Annotated in this window: 16 protein-coding genes; 12 read left to right on the forward strand and 4 right to left on the reverse strand. The window is 72.1% G+C overall.

All coding sequences use genetic code 11. The features are described from left to right. Positions 1-49: 49 nt before the first annotated feature. A complete protein-coding gene (gabT, locus tag KZJ41_RS23405) occupies positions 50-1,438 on the forward strand; it encodes a 4-aminobutyrate--2-oxoglutarate transaminase (protein ID WP_050035862.1) in 1,389 nt (462 codons plus the stop codon). Beyond that, the gene (locus KZJ41_RS23410) at positions 1,435-2,880 is read left to right on the forward strand and encodes an NAD-dependent succinate-semialdehyde dehydrogenase (protein ID WP_251549701.1); all 1,446 of its coding nucleotides are present in this window, start codon (positions 1,435-1,437) and stop codon (positions 2,878-2,880) included. Before gabT ends, KZJ41_RS23410 begins: the two co-directional genes overlap by 4 nt. 98 nt (positions 2,881-2,978) lie before the next feature. Here the strand turns inward: KZJ41_RS23410 and KZJ41_RS23415 are convergent, their stop codons facing one another. After that, positions 2,979-3,644 carry a TetR/AcrR family transcriptional regulator gene (locus KZJ41_RS23415; RefSeq protein WP_251549703.1) on the reverse strand — a complete coding sequence of 222 codons (666 nt, stop codon included), beginning with the start codon at positions 3,642-3,644 and terminating at the stop codon, positions 2,979-2,981. A 126-nt stretch (positions 3,645-3,770) separates the two neighbouring features. Between KZJ41_RS23415 and KZJ41_RS23420 the strand changes: the two genes are divergently transcribed. The 4 genes from KZJ41_RS23420 to KZJ41_RS23435 all read left to right on the forward strand — a co-directional run bounded on the left by KZJ41_RS23420 (position 3,771) and on the right by KZJ41_RS23435 (position 9,458). Further along, positions 3,771-5,189, forward strand: a complete 1,419-nt coding sequence (locus tag KZJ41_RS23420) for an NAD(P)/FAD-dependent oxidoreductase (RefSeq protein ID WP_006935191.1) — start codon at positions 3,771-3,773, stop codon at positions 5,187-5,189. A gap of 280 nt (positions 5,190-5,469) precedes the next feature. After that, a complete protein-coding gene (locus tag KZJ41_RS23425; protein ID WP_006935190.1) occupies positions 5,470-6,897 on the forward strand; it encodes a gamma-aminobutyraldehyde dehydrogenase in 1,428 nt (475 codons plus the stop codon). A gap of 76 nt (positions 6,898-6,973) precedes the next feature. Beyond that, positions 6,974-7,864 (forward strand): universal stress protein, encoded by an 891-nt coding sequence (locus KZJ41_RS23430; protein WP_102800485.1) that lies wholly within the window; start codon positions 6,974-6,976, stop codon positions 7,862-7,864. Between the two features lie 7 nt (positions 7,865-7,871). Continuing rightward, entirely contained in the window at positions 7,872-9,458 is a 1,587-nt protein-coding gene (locus KZJ41_RS23435; RefSeq protein ID WP_006935188.1) for an APC family permease, read from the forward strand. Positions 9,459-9,501: 43 nt separating this feature from the next. On the opposite strand, the gene KZJ41_RS23440 is transcribed toward KZJ41_RS23435, so the two are convergent. Continuing rightward, positions 9,502-10,113 (reverse strand): TetR/AcrR family transcriptional regulator C-terminal domain-containing protein, encoded by a 612-nt coding sequence (locus tag KZJ41_RS23440; RefSeq protein WP_006935187.1) that lies wholly within the window; start codon positions 10,111-10,113, stop codon positions 9,502-9,504. A gap of 108 nt (positions 10,114-10,221) precedes the next feature. Here KZJ41_RS23440 and KZJ41_RS23445 point away from each other — a divergent pair, with 108 nt between their 5' ends. The 5 genes from KZJ41_RS23445 (at position 10,222) to KZJ41_RS23465 (ending at position 15,060) form a co-directional block, all read left to right on the forward strand. After that, a complete protein-coding gene (locus tag KZJ41_RS23445) occupies positions 10,222-11,187 on the forward strand; it encodes a nitrilase-related carbon-nitrogen hydrolase (RefSeq protein ID WP_006935186.1) in 966 nt (321 codons plus the stop codon). Continuing rightward, positions 11,184-12,200, forward strand: coding sequence for an agmatine/peptidylarginine deiminase (locus KZJ41_RS23450; RefSeq protein WP_006935184.1), 1,017 nt, complete (start codon positions 11,184-11,186; stop codon positions 12,198-12,200). The genes KZJ41_RS23445 and KZJ41_RS23450 overlap by 4 nt, the downstream gene beginning before the upstream one ends. 142 nt (positions 12,201-12,342) lie before the next feature. Then, entirely contained in the window at positions 12,343-13,668 is a 1,326-nt protein-coding gene (locus tag KZJ41_RS23455; RefSeq protein WP_102800488.1) for a glutamine synthetase family protein, read from the forward strand. 79 nt (positions 13,669-13,747) lie between these two features. Further along, the gene (locus KZJ41_RS23460; RefSeq protein WP_006935181.1) at positions 13,748-14,116 is read left to right on the forward strand and encodes a hypothetical protein; all 369 of its coding nucleotides are present in this window, start codon (positions 13,748-13,750) and stop codon (positions 14,114-14,116) included. A gap of 107 nt (positions 14,117-14,223) precedes the next feature. Next, positions 14,224-15,060, forward strand: coding sequence for a mycofactocin-coupled SDR family oxidoreductase (locus tag KZJ41_RS23465; RefSeq protein ID WP_043798722.1), 837 nt, complete (start codon positions 14,224-14,226; stop codon positions 15,058-15,060). A gap of 63 nt (positions 15,061-15,123) precedes the next feature. Here KZJ41_RS23465 and KZJ41_RS23470 read toward each other — a convergent pair whose 3' ends face one another. Then, positions 15,124-15,885: an SDR family NAD(P)-dependent oxidoreductase gene (locus tag KZJ41_RS23470; protein ID WP_006935179.1), complete on the reverse strand. Its 762-nt coding sequence runs from the start codon at positions 15,883-15,885 to the stop codon at positions 15,124-15,126. Positions 15,886-16,057: 172 nt separating this feature from the next. On the opposite strand from KZJ41_RS23470, the gene KZJ41_RS23475 reads away from it, so the two are divergent. Then, positions 16,058-16,834 (forward strand): SDR family oxidoreductase, encoded by a 777-nt coding sequence (locus tag KZJ41_RS23475; RefSeq protein ID WP_251549705.1) that lies wholly within the window; start codon positions 16,058-16,060, stop codon positions 16,832-16,834. A gap of 42 nt (positions 16,835-16,876) precedes the next feature. Here the strand turns inward: KZJ41_RS23475 and KZJ41_RS23480 are convergent, their stop codons facing one another. Continuing rightward, the gene (locus tag KZJ41_RS23480) at positions 16,877-17,689 is read right to left on the reverse strand and encodes a MaoC/PaaZ C-terminal domain-containing protein (protein ID WP_231772468.1); all 813 of its coding nucleotides are present in this window, start codon (positions 17,687-17,689) and stop codon (positions 16,877-16,879) included. Between the last annotated feature and the right edge of the window lie 8 nt (positions 17,690-17,697).

Below are 17,697 nucleotides of genomic sequence, written 5' to 3' on the forward strand. Positions count from 1 at the left end.
CTCCCATACTCGAATCGTCTCTACGCCGCCGAGCCCGAGGAAGTCCCCCATGACGAGCATCGAATACCGCCTTCCGCAGCAGCGTCGCCTGGTCACCGCGCTGCCCGGCCCGCGCTCGGCGGCACTGACCGAGCGTCGCCGCACGGCCGTCGGGGCGGGTGTGGCCTCCTCCGTGCCGGTCTACGCCGCCGACGTCGACGGCGGCATCGTCGTCGACGTCGACGGCAACGCCCTGATCGACCTCGGTTCCGGCATCGCGGTCACCAGTGTCGGCGCCTCGGACCCGGCGGTCGTGGCGGCGGTGCAGGAGCAGGTCGCGCACTTCACGCACACCTGCTTCATGGTCACTCCCTACGAGGGCTACATCGCCGTCGCCGAGAAGCTCGCGGCCCTGACCCCCGGCGACCACGCCAAGCGCACGGTGCTGTTCAACAGCGGCGCGGAGGCGGTGGAGAACGCGGTCAAGATCGCCCGGGTCGCGACCGGTCGCAGCGCCGTGGTGGTCTTCGACCACGCCTACCACGGCCGCACCAACCTGACGATGGCGCTGACCGCGAAGAACCAGCCCTACAAGGAGGGCTTCGGCCCGTTCGCCCCGGACATCCACCGCGTGCCGGCGTCGTACCCGTTCCGCGAGGGCCGCAACTACGACGGCACCGAGGTCACCGGTGAGCAGGCCGCCCATCGCGCGATCGCGCAGATCGACAAGCAGATCGGTGCGCACAACGTCGCCGCGATCGTGCTCGAGCCCATCCAGGGCGAGGGCGGATTCATCGTGCCGGCCAAGGGTTTCCTGCCGACCCTCGTCGACTGGGCGAAGGCCAACGGCATCGTCTTCGTCGCCGACGAGGTGCAGACCGGCTTCGCGCGCACGGGCGACTGGTTCGCCAGCAACGACGAGAACGTCGTGCCGGACCTGATGACCCTCGCCAAGGGCATCGCCGGCGGCATGCCGCTCGCCGCCGTGACCGGCCGCGCCGAGCTGATCGACGCCGTCCACGGCGGCGGCCTCGGCGGCACCTACGGCGGCAACCCCGTCGCGTGCGCCGCGGCGCTGGCCACGCTGGACCGGATCGAGCAGCTGGACCTGTGCGGCCGCGCCCGGCGCATCGAGCAGATCGCCACCGAGCGGCTGCGGGCGCTCGCCGCGGACGTCGACATCGTCGGCGAGGTCCGCGGCCGCGGCGCGATGCTCGCCGTCGAGTTCGTGCAGCCCGGCACGCGCGAGCCGAATCCGGAGGCCACCAAGGCGATCGCCGCGAAGGCGCTCGAGCAGGGCGTCATCGTGCTCACCTGCGGCACCTACGGCAACGTCGTCCGCCTGCTGCCACCGCTGGTGATCTCCGACGAGCTGCTCACCGACGGCCTCGACGTCCTCGCTGCCGCCGTCCGCGATGTCGCGGGCGTGCGCCCGACCCTGGCAGGAGCCACCCGATGACCCACACCCTCCCCGCGGGCGTCCCGACCCGGCTCTGGCTGGGCGGCAAGCTCACCGACTCGTCCACCGGCGCGACGTTCCCCGTCGAGGACCCCGCCACCGGCGCGGTGCTCGCCGACGTCGCCGACGCCTCCGCCGACGACGGGCTGCGCGCCCTCGACCTCGCCGTCGCCGCGCAGGCCGAGTGGGCCGCGACCGCGCCCCGGGTGCGCGGCGAGATCCTGCGCACCGCCTTCGACCTCGTCCACGCCCGCGCCGACGACTTCGCCCGCGTCATCACCCTCGAGATGGGCAAGACCGTCGCCGAGGCGCGCGGCGAGGTGAACTACGGCGCCGAGTTCCTGCGCTGGTTCGCCGAGGAGGCCGTGCGCATCGGCGGCCGCACCGCCACCGCCCCGGCCGGCAGCGGGCGCATCCTCGTCACCAAGGAACCGGTCGGGCCGGTCCTGGCGATCACCCCGTGGAACTTCCCGCTGGCGATGGCCACCCGCAAGATCGGCCCGGCCCTGGCCGCGGGCTGCCCGATCCTGGTCAAGCCGGCCGCCGAGACCCCGCTGACGATGCTGCTGCTCGGGCAGGTCTTCGCCGACGCCGGCCTGCCGGCCGGGGTGCTGTCGATCCTGCCCGCCACCGACGCCGCGGCGCTGACCGGGCCGCTGCTCACCGACGCGCGGCTGCGCAAGATCACCTTCACCGGCTCCACCGGCGTCGGCAAGCTGCTGGTCCGCCAGTCCGCCGACCGGCTGCTGCGCACCTCGATGGAACTCGGCGGCAACGCCCCGTTCCTGGTGTTCGCCGACGCCGAGGTCGACGCCGCCGTGGACGGCGCGATGGCCGCGAAGATGCGCAACGGCGGCGAGGCCTGCACCGCCGCCAACCGCTTCCACGTCGCCCGCAGCGTCGCCGGCGAGTTCACCGACAAGCTCACCGCCCGCATCGCGGCGCTGCGCACCGGCCACGGTCTCGACGACGGCACCGACCTCGGCCCGCTGATCACCGCCCGGCAGCGCGCCGCGGTCGAGGCACTGGTGCGCGACGCCGTCGAGCGCGGTGCCCGGGTCCGCACCGGCGGGCAGATCCCCGCCGGACCCGGCACGTTCTACCCGCCGACGGTGCTCGACGAGGTCCCGGCCGACGCGCGGCTGCTGCGGGAGGAGATCTTCGGTCCGGTCGCGGCGATCACCGTCTTCGACACCGAGGACGAGGCGATCGCCGCCGCCAACGCCACCGAATACGGCCTGGCCGCGTACTTCTACACCCGCGACCTCGACCGCGCGATGCGCGTGGCGTCCGCGCTGAAGACCGGCATGGTCGGTGTCAACCGCGGCATCATCTCCGACGTCGCCGCCCCGTTCGGTGGCGTCAAGGAGTCCGGATTCGGCCGCGAAGGCGCAGCCGAGGGCATCGAGGAGTACCTCGACACCAAGTACATCGCGCTGTAGGACCCGGGGCGGGACGCCCGCCCCGGCAATCGAATACCGGCTCGGTCCGGGATCACGGCACACCGCCGGTCCCGGACCGAGCCGTATCCTCTTGCGGCTCAGTCCTTCCGGAGCAGCTCCAGGCGCGCCTCGAGTCCGGCGATCATCGCGTCGAGTCCGGCGTCGAAACCGGCGTCCGGGGTGTAGTGGCCGCCCGATCCGGCGAACGCGTCGATCGCCGCGGTGAACGCCGGGCTGTCGCCGGCGAGGTCGGCGGTGTCGAAAATGTCGGCCGGTGCGTTGGCGTCGAGCGCGGAGCCGAAGATGAACGACTCCAGCGCGACGACGACCGGCACGATCGTGTCGATCGGCCACCCGGCCTCCGCGAAGCCCGCCGCCACCGCCTCGTACACCGCCAGGGTGCGGGGCGCGCCCGCGACGGGCATCACGGCGATCACCGGGACCAGCGGCGCGTGCCGGGCGAACACGTCCCGGTAGGACAGGGCCCACCGCCGCGTCGCCACCGCCCACGGCTCGGCGCCGAAGCCGCTCACGTCGACCTTCGTCATGAGGTCCTCCTGCACCCACAGCAGGACGTCCTGCTTCGAGCTCACGTGGTTGTACAGGGCGGACGGGGCCACACCGAGGGCACGGGCGAGCTTGGCGACGGTGAAGGCGTCGTAGCCGCCCTGCTCGATCACGTCGAGCGCCGCGTCGGTGATCGCCTGCCGAGACAGCACTTTCGTCGACGGCCGGCCGGCGCGTCGATGCGTCCCCTCTCCCACGCCGCTCCCCTTCGCCTCACGATTCCGGCCACGAATTGCCGCGAAGGTCTTCTCCTCGCGCCCCGATGAGGTTACAGTGTGATGCGACACATATGAATGTCGTTCATTTTCTCGAAGGGGAATCCCATGAAATCCATCGAGCGTGACGTCGTCGTCGTCGGGGCGGGCCCGTCCGGCCTGACCGCCGCCTACCGCCTCCGGCAGGCGGGCCTGCGGGTCGCCGTCCTCGAAGCCCGCGACCGCGTCGGCGGCCGCACCTGGACCGACACGATCGACGGAGCGATGCTCGAGATCGGCGGTCAGTGGGTGTCCCCCGACCAGACCGCCCTGATCGCGCTGCTCGACGAACTGGGCCTGCGCACGTTCTCCCGCTACCGCGAGGGCGAGAACATCTACCTCGACGCCGAGGGCCGGCCCGTCCGGTACCGCGGCGAGATGTTCCCCACGTCCGAGCACACCCGCGCCGAGATGGACAAGCTGATCGCGCTGCTCGACGAACTCGCCGCCGAGATCGGCCCCCGGGAGCCGTGGGCGCATCCGCGGGCGCGGGAACTCGACACCGTCTCCTTCCACCACTGGTTGCGGGCCAACTCCGACGACGAGGAGGCGTGCAACAACATCGGGCTGTTCATCGCGGGGGGGATGCTCACCAAGCCGGCCCACGCGTTCTCCGCACTGCAGGCGATCCTCATGGCGGCCTCCGCGGGCTCGTTCAGCAACCTCGTGGACGAGGACTTCATCCTCGACCAGCGCGTCGTGGGCGGCATGCAGCAGGTGTCGCAGCGGCTCGCCGAAAAGCTCGGCGACGACGTCCTTCTCGGCAACCCGGTCCGGACCCTGCACTGGTACGAGGGCGAAGAACCGGGCGCGCCCGGGCACGTGCGGGCGGTGGCCGACGGCGTCACCGTCGATGCCCGGTTCGCCGTGCTGGCCGTGCCGCCGAACCTGTACTCCCGGATCTCCTACGTCCCGCCGCTGCCGCGCCGCCAGCACCAGATGCACCAGCACCAGTCCCTCGGTCTCGTCATCAAGGTGCATGCCGTGTACGACACGCCGTTCTGGCGCGAGGACGGCCTGTCCGGCACGTGCTTCGGCGCCGGGGCACTCGTCCAGGAGATCTACGACAACACCAACTTCGAGGATCCGCGCGGCACCCTGGTGGCCTTCGTGGCGGACGAGAAGGCCGACGCCGTCTTCGAACTCCCCGCCGAGGAGCGCAAGGCCGCCATCCTCTCGTCCATGGCCGGCTACCTCGGCGAGAAGGCGCTGAGCCCGGTCGTCTACTACGAATCCGACTGGGGCTCGGAGGAGTGGACCCGCGGAGCCTACGCGGCGAGCTACGACCTCGGCGGCCTGCACCGCTACGGCAAGGACCAGCTCACCCCCGTCGGTCCGATCCTCTTCTCGTCGTCCGACCTCGCCGCGGAGGGCTACCAGCACGTCGACGGAGCCGTGCGCATGGGCGAGGACACGGCCCGGCGCATCCTCGACGCCCTCGGCTCCCGCTCTGCCGCGGCCGCGGTGGCCGGCGCCCCGGCACACTGACCGACCCTCGCGGCCCGGCCGCCTCGACACCGAAGACCCTGTTCTACACCATTTTTCACGACTCCTTCGGCGCGCCCGTGGCGGCGCCCGACGCGCTCACGACGACGTGAGCGTTCCGGTCGCGGCGGCGCCGCCCCTCCGGCGGCGCCGCCGGCTTCCGAGCTTGCGCTCCCACCCCGCCGCCGGACCCCTGGCCGGGCACCCGCGGCGCGGCCCACACTGATCACCAGAGATCCCTGCCCCTCCCACCCGGCCGGGCAGGCTTCCGAGAGGACCCCCCATGACCGACATCCGCGAGAACTACATCGACGGCGCGTTCGTGCCCTCGACGGCCACGGAATCCCTGCCGCTGATCGACCCGGTCGACGAGTCCCTCGTGGGCTCGATCCCGGTGTCGACCGCCGCCGACGTCGACGCCGCGGTGGCGGCCGCGCAGCGCGCGTTCCGGAGCTGGGGCAGGACCACCCCCAAGGAACGCCAGGCGGCGCTGCTGAAGCTCGCCGACGCCCTCGAGGAGCACTGCGACGAACTCGTCGAGGCCGAGTGCCGCAACACCGGCCAGCCGAAGTCCATGATCGCGGACGAGGAGGTCAAGGTCGGCGCGGATCAGCTGCGCTTCTTCGCCGGCGCGGCCCGCCTGCTCGAGGGCAAGGCGGCCGGTGAGTACATGGAGGGCCACACCTCCTACGTGCGGCGCGAGCCGATCGGTGTGGTCGGCCAGGTCACGCCGTGGAACTACCCGCTGATGATGGCGCTGTGGAAGATCGGTCCCGCGCTCGCCGCCGGCAACACGATCGTGCTCAAGCCCAGCGACACCACCCCGGACAGCACGCTGGTGCTGGCCCGCCTGACCCAGGGCATCCTGCCCGACGGTGTCTTCAACGTCGTGCTCGGCAACGCCGCCACCGGGGCCGCCCTCGTCGAACATCCCGCACTCGGCCTGGTGTCGATCACCGGCTCGGTCCGCGCCGGCATCGAGGTGGCGGTCTCCGCGGCCCGGCAGCTCAAGCGCGCCCACCTCGAACTCGGCGGCAAGGCCCCCGTCCTGGTGTTCGACGACGCCGACGTGGCCAAGACCGCCGAGGCCGTCGCGGCGGCCGCCTTCTTCAACGGTGGCCAGGACTGCACGGCCGCCACCCGGGTACTGGTCCACGAGTCCGTCCACGACGATCTCGTCGACGCGCTGGCGCGGCAGGCCGAGCAGCTGCGACCGGGCCGGCCCGACGACCCCGACGCCTTCTACGGCCCGCTCAACAACGCCCAGCACTTCCAGCGCGTCACCGACAAGATCGCCGCCCTGCCCGCCTCGGCGACGATCGTCACCGGCGGCACGCGCGCCGGCGAGAAGGGCTTCTTCTTCGAGCCGACGATCGTCACCGGCGTGGACCAGCACGACCCCATCGTGCAGGACGAGACGTTCGGCCCGATTCTGACGGTGCAGTCCTTCGCCACCGAGGACGAGGCCGTCGCCCTGGCCAACGACGTCCGCTATGGGCTCGCCGCGAGCGTGTGGACCCGCGACCACGGGCGCACCCAGCGCCTGTCCGCCGCGCTGGACTTCGGGGCGGTGTGGATCAACTGCCACATCCCGCTCGTCGCGGAGATGCCGCACGGCGGGTTCAAGCACTCCGGCTACGGCAAGGACCTCTCCGCCTACAGCGTCGAGGACTACACCCGCATCAAGCACGTGATGAGCACCCACGACTGACCTTCCGCGGCCCCACCGCGCCGTCGCCGGAGCCGGCACCACCCCGGCTCCGGCTTCCCTACCGGATCGGATTCCCATGAGACTGGTTGTCGGATACCTCGCCACCCCCAGCGGCGCGGACGGGCTGGCGCTCGGCGTCCAGCTGGCCCGCAGCCTGGGCGCCGAACTCGACATCTGTATGGTCCTGCCCCCGGATCGCCCGGTGCCCTCCCGGGCACCCACCGAGCCCGGGTACGAGGACGTCCTCGCCGGAACGGGCGAAGCGTGGCTCGCCCAGGCGGCGGCCACGGTGCCCGACGACGTGCGGGCACATACCCACCTGAGCTTCCACGAGTCCTTCGGGCAGGGCCTGCTCGACGAGGTGGCGCGGCTCGGCGCCCGCGCCGTCGTCGTCGGTGCCGCGGGCGACGGGCTCCTCGGCCGGCACTCCATCGGCACGGTGTCGTCCGAGCTGTTGCATTCCGCGCCCGTGCCGCTGGCCCTGGCACCGCGGGGATTCCGGCACTCCGCCGCCCCCCGGATCCGCGAGGTCACGTGCGCACTGGGCACCCGCACCGGAGCGGACGTCCTGCTCCGGACCGCGGTGCGCGCCTGCGAGCACATGCGCACGCCGCTGCGGCTCGTCTCGCTCGTCGCGTTCGATCCGCACGGGGTCGGGCGCGGCGCACATCCGTCCCACGAGCACGTGCTCGAATCGGCGCGGGCACATGCCCGGTGCGTCCTGGACACCGCACGCGCCCAGCTCCCCGACGACTTCCCGGTCGCCTCCCTCGTCGCGGACGGTGCGACCGTCGAATCGGCGGTGGCCACGCTGGAGTGGCGCGACGGCGACGTGGTGATGGTCGGCTCGAGCCGGCTCGCCCAGCCGCACCGGCTCTTCCTGGGTTCGACCGCAGCGAAGATGCTGCGGGTCGTTCCGGTGCCCATGGTCGTCGTTCCCGCCCACGACCCCGAGAACAGTGAGTAGGCCCGCCATGACGAATTCGCTTCCTCCCACCCGGGTTCGAGAGGCCGACCCGGTGATCACCCCCGGCGACGGCGTCGTGCCGAAGGGCCTGGCCGCCGGCAGGATCGGCACGTTCGCCGGCGCCGTCCTGGGCATCTCGTCCGTCGCGCCGGGCTACACGCTGACGGCGAGCATCGGCCTGATCGTCGCGGCCGTCGGGCTGAAGATGCCGGCGATCTTCATCGCCGGGTTCATCCCGATGTTCCTCACGGCGTACGCCTATCGCGAACTCAATTCCGAATCACCGGACTGCGGGGCGTCGTTCACGTGGTCGACGAAGGCCTTCGGCCCGTACGTCGGGTGGATGTGCGGCTGGGGCATGGTGATCGCGACGATCATCGTGCTGTCCAACCTGGCCGCGATCGCCGTCCAGTTCTTCTACCTGTTCCTCGCCCGCATCACCGGAGACTCCGCGATCGCAGATCTTCCCGGGAACAAGTTCGTCAACGTGGGCACCACCCTGGTGTTCATCGCGATCGCGACATGGATCGCGAGCCGCGGCATCACCACGAGCGAACGCGTCCAGTACGCGCTCGTCGGGTTCCAGATGGTGCTCCTGCTCGCGTTCGCGGTCGCGGCACTCGTGCACGTCGGCGCGGGCGACGCGCCCGCCGGGCTGTCGCTCGACGCCTCCTGGTTCGACCCGTTCCACGGGCTTGCGATCGGCGCCTTCGTGATCGGCGTGACCGGTTCGATCTTCGCGTTCTGGGGGTGGGACACGTGCCTCACCCTCGGGGAGGAGTCCCGGGACCCCAAGAAGACCCCGGGCCGGGCCGGCCTGTTGTGCGTGGCGACGATCCTGCTGACCTACCTGCTGGTGTCGGTCGCGGCGATGATGTATGCCGGTGTCGGTACGACGGGTCTCGGGCTGGGCAATCCCGACAACTCCGAGAACATCTTCGGCGCCCTCGCCGATCCGGTCCTGGGCCAGTGGGGTGGTCTGCTGCTCTTCCTCGCCATCTTCGTCTCGTCGGTGGCGAGCCTGCAGACCACCTTCCTCCCGGCGGCCCGGACGATGCTCGCGATGGGTGCCTACGGCGCGTTCCCGCGCCGGCTGGCCGCGGTGCATCCCCGCTTTCTTGTGCCCTCGTACGCGACGGTCGTCGCGGGGGTCGTCACCGCGGTGTTCTACGCCGGCGTGACGTTCCTGTCCGAACGCACCCTCCTGGACACCATCGCCGCGCTGGGCATCATGATCTGCTGGTACTACGGGATCACCGCGTTCGCGTGCGTGTGGTACTTCCGCGGACGTCTGTTCACCAGTGCCCGCAACGCCGTGTTCCGGTTCGTCTTCCCCCTGTCGGGCGGGATCATGCTCGCCGCTGTCTTCGCGATCTCGGTGGGCGAGAGCATGAATCCCGACAACGGCAGCGGCGCCGAGATCGGCGGCGTCGGGCTGGTGTTCTTCCTCGGCTTCGGCATCCTGCTGCTCGGCGCGGTCCTGATGCTGGTGATGCGGGTGCGCAATCCGCAGTTCTTCCGCGGGGAGACCCTCACGCGCAGCACCGCCGCGCTCACCGGGGAGACGGACGTGTTCACCACCGACCGCGGTTGAACCCGGACCGCACCGACCACCGCGCCGACGCCGGCCGGGCCGTTCAGGCCCCGGCCGGCGTCTGGGCGACCAGGCCGGCCACCAGTGCGCGCAGGCCGAATTCGAAGGCGGCGTCGGCCCGTTGCGGATTCGGGCAGGCGGTCTGCAGCGCGGCGCGCATCGCGTCGCCGGTTTCGGGGACGTTCGCCCACACCACCTCGGGCGCGGCGAGGTCGAGCGCCGAGCCGAGGACGAAGCTGTCCACGGTGGTGATGGCATGCAGCACGTGCGCGGGCGTGAATCCGGCATCCGTGAAGGCCTGCGCGAGAGCGTTGTAGAGCCCGAACGCGACCGGCGACTGCACGGTCTGCGCGGTGAACAACGGGATCAGCCGCGGATGCGCGGCGTAGGCGCGACGGTACTCGCGGGCGAGGCCGGCGACCGTCTCGGACCAGTCGCCGGCCGGTTCGCCCACGACGATGGTGGACATGATGCGCGCCCGCATGGCCTCGACGATCTCGGCGCGTCCCGACACGTGGTTGTACAGCGACGACGGCCGCACCTTCAGCCGCTCGGCCAATCCCGGCATGGTGAAGTCGCCCGCCGTGTCCACCATGTGAATCGCTGCGTCCGTGATGATTTCGGGCGACAGCAGCCGCTTCGGCGGTCGTGGCATACGAAAACTCCTCGAAATCGTCGTGGGCTCTTGCCCGGGACGCGCTCGTCCACCATACTTAACGAATCAAATTCGTTTTATCCCCCCGGATCGAGCCGAGGACTTCCCATGCTCACCATCACCGCCACCACGCCGCCCGACTCGCTGTGCCGGGTCGACGCCCCCGATCGGCCGCCGCTGCGCGTCGGACTGGTTCAGCACCGCTGGCACGACGACGAGCGGGCGTTGCACGCCGAACTCACCGAGGGCATCGCCCGCGCCGCCGGACTCGGCGCGCGCGTCGTGTTCCTGCCCGAACTCACGTTGAGCCGCTACCCGGCCGACACGCCCGGCGGCGCCGACGCCGCCCGGACCGCCGAGGACCTGCGGACCGGACCGACCGTCGCCTTCGCCGCGGCCGCCGCGTCCGCCCACGGTGTGTTCGTACACGCGTCCCTCTACGAACGCGCCGACGCACCCGACGGCCTCGGCTACAACACCGCCGTCCTCGTCTCCCCCGCCGGCGAACCGGTGGCCCGGACCCGGAAACTGCACATCCCCGTGACCGCCGGATACTACGAGGACACCTACTTCCGGGGCGGTCCGGCCGGTGACCCGTATCCCGTCCACACCCCCGACGGCCTCGACGGCGCCCGCATCGGCATGCCGACCTGCTGGGACGAGTGGTTCCCGGAGGTGGCGCGGGCGTACTCGCTCGCCGGGGCCGAGATCCTCGTCTACCCGACGGCGATCGGCTCCGAGCCCGACCACCCCGAGTTCGACACCCGCCCGCTGTGGCAGCAGGTGATCGTCGGAAACGGCATCGCCAACGGCACGTTCATGATCGTGCCGAACCGGCACGGCTGCGAGGGAGCCATCACCTTCTACGGCTCCTCGTTCGTCTCCGATCCCTACGGGCGCATCCTGGTGCAGGCTCCGCGCGACGAATCCGCCGTGCTGGTGGCCGATCTCGACCTCGCGCAGCGCCGGGACTGGTTGTCGCTGTTCCCGTTCCTGAGCACCCGCCGCCCGGACACCTACGGCTCGCTGACCGCACCGGTGGACGCGCACGCACCCTTCGGAGCCACGCGATGACCTGGCGCATGCCCGCGGAGAGCGAACCGCACGAGCGCACGTGGATGGCCTTCCCCACCGAGGGATATTCGCTGGGCGACACCGCGGAGGAGCACCACGAGGCCCGCGCCACGTGGGCCGCGGTCGCGCACGCCGTCGCCGAGTTCGAACCGGTCACCGTGGTGGCCGATCCCGGCCAGGTCGACGCGGCCCGCCGGTACCTGTCCCGCGACGTGGAACTCGTCGAGGCCCCGCTGAACGACGCCTGGATGCGCGACATCGGGCCGACCTTCGTCCTCGACGACGACGGCCGGTGCGGCGGGGTCGACTGGGTGTTCAACGGCTGGGGCGCGCAGGACTGGGCCCGGTGGGACCACGACGCCCGGATCGCGTCGTTCGTCCTCGAGCGGGCCGGCGTGGAACGGGTCGCGTCGACACTCGTCAACGAGGGCGGTGGCATGCAGGTGGACGGTCTCGGCACCGTCCTGCTCACCGAGACCGTCCAGCTCGACCCCGGGCGCAACCCGCACCTCGACAAGGCCGCGGTCGAAGCGGAACTGCGGCGCACCATCGGCGCGACCTGCGCGATCTGGCTCCCGCGCGGGCTGACGCGGGACCAGGAGCGCTACGGCACCCGCGGTCACGTCGACATCGTCGCCGCGATCGCGTCCCCGGGCGTGGTCCTCGTCCACGACCAGCGCAACCGGGACCACCCGGATTTCGACGTCACCGCGCTGATCGTCGAGCGGCTGCAGCACACGGCGGACGTGCGCGGTGAGCCGTGGCGCATCGTCCGGGTGCCGGCCCCGGCGACGGTCCGCGACGACGAGGGCTGGGTGGACTACAGCTACATCAACCACTACGTCGTCAACGGCGGGGTGATCGCCTGCCGCTTCGGCGACCCCGCCGACGACGAGGCCGCGGAGATCCTGGCGGCCGCGTATCCCGGCCGTCGCGTCGTGGGAGTGGACGCCCGGCCGCTCTTCCGCCGCGGCGGCGGCATCCACTGCATCACCCAGCATCAGCCGCGGTGAGGACGCCCGTCTTCGCCGACACAGTCCTGTGTCGGCGAAGACGGTCCCCGTGACCCGACCTCGCCTCTACTGTGTCCTTGTGCCCGGCGTCCTCGTGCCCGGCGATGCCGCCGGTGGCCGACGGCGCGGGCGGGAGGTCCCTGTGACGGAGGAACGCTTCGACCCCGTGACGGGCGAACGCGCCCGCGAGGAGCGCATCGTCGGCTCGGTCGTCGATTCGACCGGCATCTCGCGGGCGAAGGTGTTTCCCGGACACAGGCTTACGTCGTTCGTCGAGTCGGGCGCGGGCGCGTCGCCGAGCTGGGCGGTCTTCTGCGTCGACGACCACCTGGCGTTCACGCCGTCACTGTCGGTGACGGGCGATCTCCGGCTGCGGATCGACCGCGACCGGCTCCGGCCCGTCGGGGACGGCGTCCGGTGGGCGCCGGCCGGCCTGTACGAGCAGGACGGGACGCGGTCACCGTTGTGCACGCGCGCAGCGCTCGAACGCGTCGTCGAGGAGCTCGCCGCGGCCGGCGTGCAGGCCCGGGCAGGGCACGAGATCGAGTTCACGCTCTTCGACGGCGGGCGCAGCGAATGGTCCGCATACGGTCTCGGTGCCGTCCTCGGGCGGGACCCGTTCGTCGCGGATCTGTTGCACGCTGCCGCGCAGGCGGGTCTGGGCATCGACCAGATTCACGCCGAGGCGGGCGCGCAGCAGTTCGAACTCTCCCTGTCTCCGGCAGCCCCCGTGGAGTCGGTCGACAACCTGGTGCTCGCACGCATCCTGATCAGCCGCACCGCCCGGCGGCACGGTCTGCGGGCGTCGTTCTCCCCCGTCCCCGTCGTCGGCGGGGCGGGCAACGGGGCCCACGTCCACGTGTCCTTCACCCGCGAGGGGCGGCCGCTCCTGTCCGGCGGCGACGGCCCGCACGGGGTGACTGCAGCGGGCGGCAGCGTCGTCGCCGGCATCCTGCGCGCGCTGCCCGAGTTCGGGGCGGTCCTCACCGGGTCCGTGCTCTCGCATCTGCGGCTGCAGCCGGGCATGTGGTCCGGCGCGTGGTGCTGCTGGGGGCTCGAGAACCGTGAGGCCGCGCTGCGGCTGTGCGCGCTCACGCCCGGGAGCCCCTACGGCGCCCACCTCGAGGTCAAGCCCGTGGACCCGTCGGCCAACCCCTACCTTGCCGGCGCGGCGATCCTCGGGGCGGCCCACGCCGGTCTCACCGACGCACTCCCGGTTCCGCCGGAGATCCCGGTCGATCCGGGCCGGATGACCGATGCCGAACGCGCCGAACTCGGGGTCCGCGTCCTGCCGACGGACCCCGACGGCGTGCTCGCCGCGCTCGGGTCCTCCGGCCTCGCGCAGCGCCTGTTCGGACCGTCGATCATGGAGGCCCTGCTCGCCGTGAAACGCTACGAGTTCGGGGAGTACCGCTCGCGGCCGCCCGCCGAACTCGCGGAACGGTTCCGCTTCGCGTGGACCGACTGACCGTGTCGCGAGGATCACGGTAACGGACGTCTCCGAATCGGCGATTCACGGCCGTCGGCAATGGAGAGAACGGACGGCCATGCACAACCTCGAGTCGGTGGACCCCCAGGCGATCACACAGCCCATCGCACAGGTGCTCACGCCGGGCGATTCCGCGGCGGAGCCGGTCCGCCCGCCGGCGTCCCGGCACGCGGCGGCCGCCCACTCCGCCCCGCCCGCCGCCGAGGTCCGGCGCGTCAAGCGGCTCACCTACGGCGACGAACCCCGCCGACGGTCGTTGCGGCCGGATTTCTGGTCGATCGTCGGCGCGCTCGCGCTCGTGCTGGCGATCGCGTTCGTCGTCGTCGCGCTGCTCGTCGCGGGGAACCGGCCCCAGCCGTCGTACCGGCCGAACTACGCGCCGTCCGGCCTGGGCGCCGCGCTGGTGCCCGCCGCAGCGGTGGTGTGACGGCCCGCGGCCTGCCCTTTTCCCGCTGAGCGGGATCGCCGCACCCCTGCGGGCCCGCCGGGGCTGGAGCATCGACCTGCTGACCGAGGAGGACAGGAGTGGATTCGATGAGTGAGTTCGAAGGCCGGGTCGCGCTGATCACGGGCGGGGCGCGGGGCCAGGGCCGCAGCCACGCGGTGGCGCTGGCCGAGCGCGGCGCCGACATCGTGCTGTGCGACCGGTGCGCCGACAGCCCGGTGGTGCCGTACCCGCTGGCCACGGAGGCGGATCTGGAGGAGACCGCGGCGGCGGTGCGCGCCACCGGGCGCCGGTGCCTGACCGCGAAGCTGGACACCGCGGACCGCCCGGCAATGGACGAACTCGTGGCGCAGGCGCACGCCGAGTTCGGGCGGATCGACATCGCGGTGGCGAACGCGGGCGTGTCGGTGGCCGCCCCGATCCAGGCGATGACCGAGGCGCAGTGGGCGGAGGCGATCGGCTCGAATCTGACCGGTGTCTTCAACACCGTCGGTGCGGTGGCGCCCGGCATGGTCGCGCGCGGCTACGGGCGGATCGTGACGATCTCGTCGATGCTCGGCCGCGCGGGCAACACCAACATGGCGGCGTACAGCGCATCGAAGTGGGGCGTGATCGGCCTGACCAAGAGCGCCGCGCTGGATCTGGCGCCGCACGGTGTCACGGTGAATGCGATTGCCCCCGGGAATATCTCGACACCGATGATCCACAACGACTTCCTCTACGGCCTGATGCGCCCGGATCTCGAGCATCCCGGCGCCGACGACGTGGCCCCGATCTTCCAGAGCCTGCACGCGCAGCCGGTGCCGTGGCTCGAACCGGCGGAGATCACCCGCGTGGTGCTGTTCTTCGCCGCCGAGGCGAGCGCCCACATCAGCGGCACCGTGCTGCCGGTCGACGCCGGCAACGCCGGGCGGGTCACCGGATAGGCGCCTGCGGCGCCGGTGCGTCCTTTGGGCCGCCAGGGCAGCCCAAAGGACGCACCGGGGGCGTCAGCCCCAGCGCGACTGGCCGCCGTCGAGGGGGATCGTCGCGCCGGTGAGATACCCCGCGTCCTCGCCGACGAGGAAGACCACCGCCCGCCCGATGTCGGTCTCGGGGTCGCCGATGCGGCGCAACGGGATTCCCGCGCGGAACTCCTCCGCCTCCTCCGGGTTGCGCGCCATCCAGGCCTCGAGTCCCGGCGACATCGCGTGTGGTGCAATGGCGTTGACGCGGATCCCGTCGACTCCCCACTCGCAGGCCGCGGCGCGGGTCAGCGACCGCATGCCCTCCTTGATCGACCCGTAGACGCCGTAGTTGCTCGCGTCCCAGCGGACCGCCGCCGACGTGACGAGGTTGACGATCGAGCCGCCCCCGCGCTCCTTCATCACCGGGTAGCAGGCCCGCATCAGCCGCAGCGTCGCGAGCGGGCCGGTAGCGAAGGACCGCTCGTACTCGGCGTCGGTGAACGACAGCAGCGGGCCGGGCCGGCAGTCGTTGGCGTTGTTGACCAGGATGTCCACGCCGCCGAAATGCGTCACGGTGCGCTGCACCGCCGCGTCGACGTCGTCGGCGCTGCTCACGTCGCAGCGCAACGCCAGCGCCTTGCCGCCGAGTTCCTCGATCGCCTCGGCCGTCGCGACCACCTTGGATTCGGTGCGGCCGGCGGCCGCGATGTGCACCCCCTCCTTGGCGAGCGCGAGGGCGATGCCCCGTCCGATCCCCTGTCCCGCGCCCGTGATGAGCGCGACCTTGCCGTCCAGCTTGCCCATGTGTCCCTGCTCCCGGTTCTCTCGCCACTACGGAAATCCTGGTGCCCCAGGCGTCCCGTCCACTATCCTTGACCAAGCACTTGCTTGTCCACGTCGGTTCCCGCTCGCGGCCACGAAAGGCGCGCGACGGCAAGCAGTCTCGAACCGACCCGAGTTCCAGAAAGGTAGCCACGTGCACCTTCCCAATCCCGTCGACCACACCGGACGCGCCGTGATCGTCACCGGCGGCACCAAGGGCATCGGCTTCGTCGTCGCCGAACACTTCCTCGCCGCGGGCGCCGACGTCCTGGTATGCGCCCGCAACGAGCCCGGGTCCCTGCCCTCGGCCGGCGGGCGGAGCGCGGCGTTCCGGGCCGTCGACGTGCGCGACCCCGCCGACGTGGCCGCCCTGGTCGACGACGCCGTCACCCGGTTCGGCCGGCTCGACGTGCTGGTCAACAATGCCGGCGGGTCACCGGACTCCGACGCCGCCACCGTCTCCCCGCGCTTCGTGGAGAAGATCGTCGCGCTGAACCTGCTCGCCCCGTTCTACGCGGCGCAGGCGGCCAACCGGGTGATGCAGGAGCGGCCCGGGGGCGGCTCGATCATCAACATCGGCAGCGTCTCGGCACACGATCCGCAGCCCGGCACCGCCGCGTACACCGCCGCGAAGGCCGGCCTGCTGGGCCTGACCAAGGCCCTCGCCCTCGAATGGGCGCCGAAGGTGCGGGTCAACCACATCACCACCGGCCTGATCCGCACCGAGGCCGCGGCCTCGGTCTACGGCGACGACGGCGGCGCCGCGGTGACCCGCACCCTGCCGATGGAGCGGATGGCCGTCCCGTCGGACATCGCGCGCGCCTGCCTGTTCCTCGGCAGCGACCTCGCGTCCTACGTCAACGGCGCCGACCTGGCGGTCCACGGCGGCGGCGAGTACCCGGCCCGCTACATGGCCCTGCACGGCAAGTGACGCGTGGACCGGTGCCCGGCTGCCGGGCACCGGTCCACGACCTCACGCGAACGACGCGCGCGCCCCCGAGATCACGGCCTGCCCGTCCGCGGCCACCTCGAACACGGCGTCGTCGCGTCCGCCCCACACCCGCAGCCCGGCGACGTCGCCGGGGAACACCGGCGCCGCGAAGCGGCCCTGCAGTTCGGTCAGGTCCGCCGGATGCGCCCCGAGGAGCCGGGCCAGGGGCAGGGTCGCCGCCGCCAGGGTGCACAGCCCGTGCATGATCGGGCGCGGCTGACCGATCCGCGCGGCCGCCTCCGGATCGATGTGGATGTGGTGCCGGTCGCCGGTGAGCCGGTACAGCGCGGCCTGGTTCGCGGCCGTGGCCAGTTCCCCGGTCAGCTCCGGCTCGCCCTGTGGCGCCGCCGGCTTCGACGGGCCGCGCTCGCCCCCGAAACCACCCGCGCCGGGCGCGAAGATCGACCACGTCGCGACGAAGTACTCGCACTCGACGCGGACCTCGAACACGGCCGCGGCCCCCTTGTCCCACACCTCGCCCACCGACGCCCGCAGCTCCACCTCACCGCGACGCGGCAGCGGGGCCAGCACGGTCAGCTCCTGCGAGCCGTGCAGCGCCGTCGTCGTGTCGAACGCGCCGCGCGAGCCCAGCTCGTCCGGTGCCCACTGGGCCAGGGTCAGCGCGAACGTCGGCAGTACCCGCAGCCGGTCCTCGAGCACCAGGTCCAGGTCGGTGGCGGGCTGGGCGCCGACGGCGAGCGCGTAGAGGATCGCGTCGCGCTCGTCGTAGGCCACCGTGCGGGTGCCCAGGTCGGCTCCGCGCCACGCGCCGGCCTTCTGCTCCACTGCCGTCATTGTCGAAT

The sequence above is a fragment of the Rhodococcus sp. 11-3 genome (assembly GCF_023704055.1).
GTDB classification, from domain to species: domain Bacteria; phylum Actinomycetota; class Actinomycetes; order Mycobacteriales; family Mycobacteriaceae; genus Rhodococcus; species Rhodococcus aetherivorans.